Here is a 6,076-nt window from a genome sequence, read left to right as displayed (position 1 = left end):
CGCGCCGAACAAGGCCGTTTCGCGCGCCAAGGGCGCTCCGCAGCGCCGTGACGGCCGCCTCACCATCCAGGCCGTGGCCGGTGATGGGGAGTCCGCCGACCGCATGCGCTCGCTGGCTTCGGTTCGCCGGGCCCGTGAACGCGAAAAGGAAAAGCGCCGCGGCGGCGCGGTCGAGCAGGCCCGCGTGGCCCGCGAGGTCGTGATCCCCGACGTCATCACCGTGCAGGAGCTGTCCAACCGGATGGCCGTGCGCGGCGTCGAGATCATCAAGTTCCTGATGCGTCAGGGCGTGATGCTGAAGATCAACGACGTCATCGACAACGACACCGCCGAGCTGGTGGCGACCGAATTCGGTCACACCGTGCGCCGCGTGTCGGAAGCCGACGTCGAAGAAGGCTTCATCGGCGCCGAGGACCACGACGATCACCTGGAGGCCCGTCCTCCGGTCGTGACCATCATGGGCCACGTCGACCACGGCAAGACCAGCCTGCTGGACGCCCTGCGTTCGACGGACGTGGCGGCCGGCGAGCACGGCGGCATCACCCAGCACATCGGCGCCTATCAGGTTCGCCTGAAGGACGGCCAGCGCGTGACGTTCCTCGACACGCCCGGCCACGCCGCCTTCTCGGCCATGCGCGCTCGCGGCGCCAACATCACCGACATCGTCGTGCTGGTGGTGGCCGGCGACGACGGCGTGATGCCGCAGACGATCGAGGCCATCAAGCACGCCAAGGCGGCCGAAGTGCCGATCATCGTGGCCGTGAACAAGATGGACAAGCCGGGCTCGGATCCGACCCGCGTGGTCAACGAGCTGCTGCAGCACGAGATCGTCGTCGAAAGCCTGGGTGGCGACACCCAGATCATCGAAGTCTCGGCCAAGGCCCGCACCGGCCTGGACGACCTGCTCGACGCCATCCTGCTGCAGGCCGAGGTTCTCGACCTGAAGGCCAACCCCGACCGCACCGCCGATGGCGTTGTGATCGAGGCCAAGCTGGACAAGGGTCGCGGCGCGGTCTCCACCGTGCTGGTCAACCGCGGTACGCTGAAGCGCGGCGACATCGTCGTCGCCGGCAGCCAGTTCGGCCGGGTTCGCGCCCTGCTGAACGAGCGCAACGAGCAGCTGACCGAAGCGGGTCCGGCCACGCCGGTCGAGATCCTGGGTCTGGACGGCGTTCCCTCGCCCGGCGAAGCCTTCGCCGTGGTCGAGAACGAAGCCCGCGCCCGCGAATTGACCGAGTACCGCATCCGCCAGAAGCGCGAGAAGACGATGGCCCCGGTGGGCGCCGGCGCTTCGATGGCCGACATGATGGCCAAGCTGCAGGACAAGAAGCTGAAAGAACTGCCGCTGGTCATCAAGGCCGACGTGCAGGGTTCGGCCGAAGCGATCATCGGTTCGCTGGACAAGATGTCGACCGACGAGGTCCGCGCGCGGATCATCCTGTCGGGCGCCGGCGCGATCAGCGAAAGCGACGTCATGCTGGCCAAGGGCGCCGGCGCGCCGGTCATCGGCTTCAACGTCCGGGCCTCGGCCCAGGCGCGGGCCCTGGCCGAACGCGAAGGGGTCGAGATCCGCTACTACGCGATCATCTACGACCTGCTGGACGACATCAAAGGCGTGCTCTCGGGCATGCTGGCCCCGATCCAGCGTGAAACCTTCCTCGGCAACGCGGAAGTGCTGCAGGCCTTCGACATCTCGAAGATCGGCAAGGTCGCCGGCTGTAAGGTCACCGAAGGCGTGGTCCGCAAGGGCGCCAAGGTCCGGATCATCCGCAACGACATCGTGGTGCTCGAACTCGGCACCCTGCAGACGCTCAAGCGCTTCAAGGACGAGGTCAACGAAGTGCCGGTCGGTCAGGAATGCGGCATGATGTTCGCCGGCTTCCAGGACATCAAGGTCGGCGACACCATCGAGTGCTTCACCGTCGAGGAGATCAAGCGCCAGCTCGACTAAGAGCCGGCGACCTAGGTCACCGAAAATGAGAAGGGCGCGGGTCTTCGGATCCGCGCCCTTTTTCTTTGCCCCGCCCAAAATGAGCCCTCGGGCGGGTGGACGCGGGCGGCGCAACCGCTGAGGGTGAGGCCCGCGGCGCGGGGGCGCGCCTGGGCGCATCACCTGGGGGCATCAATGGCGTCGGACCTTTTCATCATCCTGTCTGAAGTCAGCCGCGACTGGTCGCGCTCCTGGGCGCTGACGGCCGCCGGATCGGACGGCGCCGGTCCCGGCGGCGACTGGGGCGGGCTGGACTGCCGCGTGGGCATCGCCCCGGCCCGCTACGGCGACAATCAGCTGTGGCGGCGCCACGGCACGGACGGCAAGTACTGGTTCGAGGCGGTCGCCCTGCGGCATCCGGAGGCGGGGGGCGTGGGCGGCGCGCTGCACTTCAGCGGCGTCCAGGGCCAGGGACCCGTCCGGGTCGTCCCGTTCGAGCAGAACGCCCAGGGCTTCTACTGGGACGTCGACGTGGCGCTGGCGTCCACGCCCATACTGGCCAAGCCCTGGGGCGACCAGCTGCTGGAGGTGGCCGGCAACGGCCCCTATGACGAGCGCAGCCGCGTCTGCGTCTACGAATACGACCGCCATCACCGCGAGCACCAGACCTGGCGCTTCCGGCCCTATCGGCCAAGCTTCAGCGCCCCGCGGATCGCCTATCGGACCAGGAGCCTGGCGCCGAACGACAGCAAGCGCGTGGCGGTCGAGACCTTCGACAACCGGGGCGGCAAGGCGCCGCGCCTGTTCAGCGCCACCCTGACGGGCTCGGGCGCCGCGCAGCATCGCTGGCGCACCGAGGTTGGATCCGAACAGGCCCTGGCCTGCCTGACGGCCCTGGGCGGCCGGATCGAGCTCGACGAAGTCGCCAGCTTCCGGCGCGAGCGCCTGCAACTGTCCTGCGGGCTGGAGCCCCGGTTCGTGGGCGCGCCGGCCGGGCTGGTGCTCGGCGCCGACGTCAGCGCCGCCGTGGGCGTCCGCGGCCAGATCACCGTCGAGATCGAGGTGCCTGCCGAAACGCGCTACGAGGTCTCGCTCGACGCCCTGCAGGCGACCTTCAAGGCCGACTGGCGCGCCGCGATCGATCGCCTGGCCCCCGATCGCGCCACGGCGGCGACCTACGACCTGGCGGGAAGCTACGAGGTCTCCGGGGTCTTCGATTTCGCCCTGCGGGTCGAGGAGCCGCTGGTCGGCGGCAAGACCCGCCGGCTGTGGCGCGCGGCCGACCACGACGTGGTCTCGCTGAGCCGCAGCTGACCGACCGATACACGCCGGACTGGAATTCGCCGGAATTGAGCGCTAGCCCTTCGTCCATGCGTATTCGAGCCCTCATCGCCCTGAGCGCGGCCGCCGCTTCGCTGGCGGCCTGCGCCACCGCCGACCGCTACGACGCGGCCGGCGACGTGCACGCCCTGCTGACGTCGATCCGCAACAACGACCGCGCGACGTTCGACAGCCTGGTCGACCACCAGGCCCTGAAGGGCGCGATCGAGACGCGCCTGGTGCAGGAGGCGCGCGGTTCGGGCCTGAAGGGCGGCTGGCAGGCCGCCGCCATCGCCCTGGCCGGCCCCGCCGCCGACGTCGCCGGCGAAGCCCTGATCCGCCCCGAGGTGTTCCGCGCCGCCGCCAACTACTATGGCTACACGCCCGACCGGCCGATCCCGGGCCGGATCGCCATCGCCTCGGCCCTGCGGCCTGCCGGCGACGGCCGGGTCTGCGCCGCCAAGAAGGACGGGCCGTGCCTGCTGACCTTCACCCGCGAGGGCGGCGCCTGGCGGCTGTCCGGATTCGACGCCCAGGCCGTCGATCTGCGGGCCAAGCGATGAGGCTTGGGGCTGTCTTGTTCCTGGCCTCCACGGCGCTCCTGAGCGCCCTGGCGGGGCCCTCGGCGGCCGCCGAGCGGCGGATGTTCTCCTACGATCCGATCTCGGCCGACGCCAAGCGGCTGACCGGGGCTGGCCTGACCGTGCTGTTCGACCAAGGGCTGCTGGGCGCCAAGCCGGTCAAGGTGCTGGCCACCGGCGTGCCGGCCCAGGCCCTGCTGCGCAAGGGCGGCGAAAAGGACCTCGGCAAGGGCGGGCTGGCGGCCATGAGCGGCGTCGACGCCAACGCCGCCCTCTACGAGGTCGACGGCAAGGCCGAGCAGGGCAAGGTCTATGTCCGCGCCTTCTGCCCGGGCTCCAAGCGCCTGTGGCTGAGCTTCAGCCGCATCGCCGTGCGCCAGGACCTGCGCATCCAGGCCTTCGGCGACGATCCCGCCGCGCCGGGCCAGGCGCGGCTTTGCGGCACGCTGGACTTTTCCTACCGCGGCGAATGGCGCCTGCCGAGCGGGGGTCCGCCCGATCCTACCGAGGACTGGACCGACAGCCTGACCGGCGTGCGCTGAGGCCGGTTGCGACCATCGAGGCGTCCGGGGCGGGTTTTCATCCGCGTCCGGTTTGGTTAGGGTCGCGGCCATGATCGAGATCGAACGCGGACCGGGACGCTTCCAGCGCCGCCGCTCCCTTGGACCGACCGGACTCGTACGCAGCGCCTGACCGCTAGGGATCAGGCGGGGCGCCTCCGTGCGCCCGACGGGCGGCCTCAGCCGCCGCGCTCAGAAAGACAGGCGGCCCTCTCAAGACAGCGACCAGGGCCGCCGCACAGATCAGTCTCGACGAAGAACACGACCTCCATGACCATCGACACCCAAGACGCGGCCATCCAGGATTGGGCCGGGCGCTTTTCCGCGCGCATGGCCGGCATCCGCGCGAGCGAGATCCGCGAACTGCTGAAGCTGCTGGAGCAGCCCGACATCCTGTCGTTCGCCGGCGGCATTCCCGACCCGGCCCTGTTTCCCGCCGAAACCATCCGTGCGGCCTATGGCGACATCCTCGCCGACGGCGCCCAGGCCGCCCAGGCGCTGCAATACACCGTCAGCGAGGGCCATGGTCCGCTGCGCCGCTGGATCGCCGAGCGCATGACCCGCGACGGCATGCCGTGCGAGCCCGAGAACGTGCTGCTGACCGCCGGCTCGCAGCAGGCGCTCGACCTGCTGGGCAAGCTGTTCCTCGACTCCGGCGCGACCGTGATGGTGGCCCGGCCGACCTATCTGGGCGCGCTGCAGGCCTTCAACGCCTACCAGCCGGCCTATCTGGACCTGCCCGAGGGCGCGCTGGACGGCGACGCGGCGGCCCAGGAGGCCGTGGAGGCCCGCGCGCCGCGCCTGGGCTACTTCGTGCCCGACTTCGCCAATCCGACCGGCGTCAGCCTGACCCTGGCCGAGCGCGAGGCCCTGCTCGATCTCGCCGACGCCCAGGACTTCCCGCTGATCGAGGACGCAGCCTATCGCGAGCTGCGGTTCGGCGGCGAGGCCATCCCCTCGCTGCTGGCGCTCGACATCGCCCGCAAGGGCTCGATTGAGGCCGCGCGCACCCTGTTCTGCGGCACGCTGTCCAAGACCCTGTCGCCGGCCCTGCGCATCGGCTGGATCTGCGGCCCCAGGGCGGCGATCGAAAAGCTGGTCCTGCTCAAGCAGGGCGGCGACCTGCACGTCTCGACCATCAACCAGATGGTCGCCCACCGCGTGGTGTCGGAAGGCTATGACCAGCACCTCCACCGTCTGCGCGGGGCCTATGGCGGCCAGGCGCGGGCCATGCTGGCGGCGCTCGAGCGCCACATGCCCAAGGACGTCTCCTGGATCTCGCCGGAGGGCGGCATGTTCGTCTGGCTGACCCTGCCCGAGGGGCTGGACGGCAAGACCCTGCTGGAGCGCGCCCTGGTCGAGGCCCGCGTGGCCTTCGTGCCCGGCGCCCCGTTCTTCGCCGAGGCCCCGGCCGCCAACACCCTGCGCCTCAGCTACTCCCTGCTGCCGCCCGAGCAGATGGAGGAAGGCGTGCGGCGCTTGGCGGGGCTGATCGCGACGCCGCGCTGACCCCCTCCGGCCCTCCGGGCCACCTCCCCCAGAGGGGGAGGATCTGGGCGGCGAAGATGCTCCCCCTCTGGGGGAGCTGTCGCGGAGCGACTGAGGGGGTTTTGCGGAGCCCAGACATGGAAACGGCCGCTCCCTTTAGGGAAGCGGCCGTTTTGGTGGAGCTAAGCGGAGTCGAA

Annotated in this window: 5 protein-coding genes; all 5 read left to right on the top strand. The window is 70.4% G+C overall.

What is annotated here, in order from left to right:
- Positions 1 to 1,951 (top strand): translation initiation factor IF-2 (infB, locus tag DMC18_RS01530; RefSeq protein ID WP_110132647.1); only part of this gene is annotated, 1,951 nt, incomplete at its 5' end.
- A gap of 174 nt (positions 1,952 to 2,125) precedes the next feature.
- A complete protein-coding gene (locus DMC18_RS01525; protein WP_110118435.1) occupies positions 2,126 to 3,244 on the top strand; it encodes a hypothetical protein in 1,119 nt (372 codons plus the stop codon).
- A gap of 56 nt (positions 3,245 to 3,300) precedes the next feature.
- The gene (locus DMC18_RS01520) at positions 3,301 to 3,813 is read left to right on the top strand and encodes a DUF2939 domain-containing protein (protein WP_110132646.1); all 513 of its coding nucleotides are present in this window, start codon (positions 3,301 to 3,303) and stop codon (positions 3,811 to 3,813) included.
- A 14-nt stretch (positions 3,814 to 3,827) separates the two neighbouring features.
- On the top strand, positions 3,828 to 4,373 hold the full coding sequence (locus tag DMC18_RS01515) for a hypothetical protein (protein ID WP_370443988.1): 546 nt from the start codon (positions 3,828 to 3,830) through the stop codon (positions 4,371 to 4,373).
- A gap of 288 nt (positions 4,374 to 4,661) precedes the next feature.
- The gene (locus DMC18_RS01510; RefSeq protein ID WP_110118438.1) at positions 4,662 to 5,900 is read left to right on the top strand and encodes a PLP-dependent aminotransferase family protein; all 1,239 of its coding nucleotides are present in this window, start codon (positions 4,662 to 4,664) and stop codon (positions 5,898 to 5,900) included.
- Positions 5,901 to 6,076: the final 176 nt, after the last annotated feature.

Origin of the sequence: Caulobacter sp. D5 (assembly GCF_003185805.1) — a bacterium.
Classification (GTDB): domain Bacteria; phylum Pseudomonadota; class Alphaproteobacteria; order Caulobacterales; family Caulobacteraceae; genus Caulobacter.
Note: the sequence above shows the minus strand (reverse complement) of the source record. Positions and strands in the feature narration are given on the sequence as shown.

What these genes read in the sequence shown, in the direction of transcription:
- DMC18_RS01525 (WP_110118435.1), top strand. Translation starts at nt 2,126, where the DNA reads ATGGCGTCGGACCTTTTCATCATCCTGTCTGAAGTCAGCCGCGACTGG.
- DMC18_RS01510 (WP_110118438.1), top strand. Translation starts at nt 4,662, where the DNA reads ATGACCATCGACACCCAAGACGCGGCCATCCAGGATTGGGCCGGGCGC.
- DMC18_RS01520 (WP_110132646.1), top strand. Translation starts at nt 3,301, where the DNA reads ATGCGTATTCGAGCCCTCATCGCCCTGAGCGCGGCCGCCGCTTCGCTG.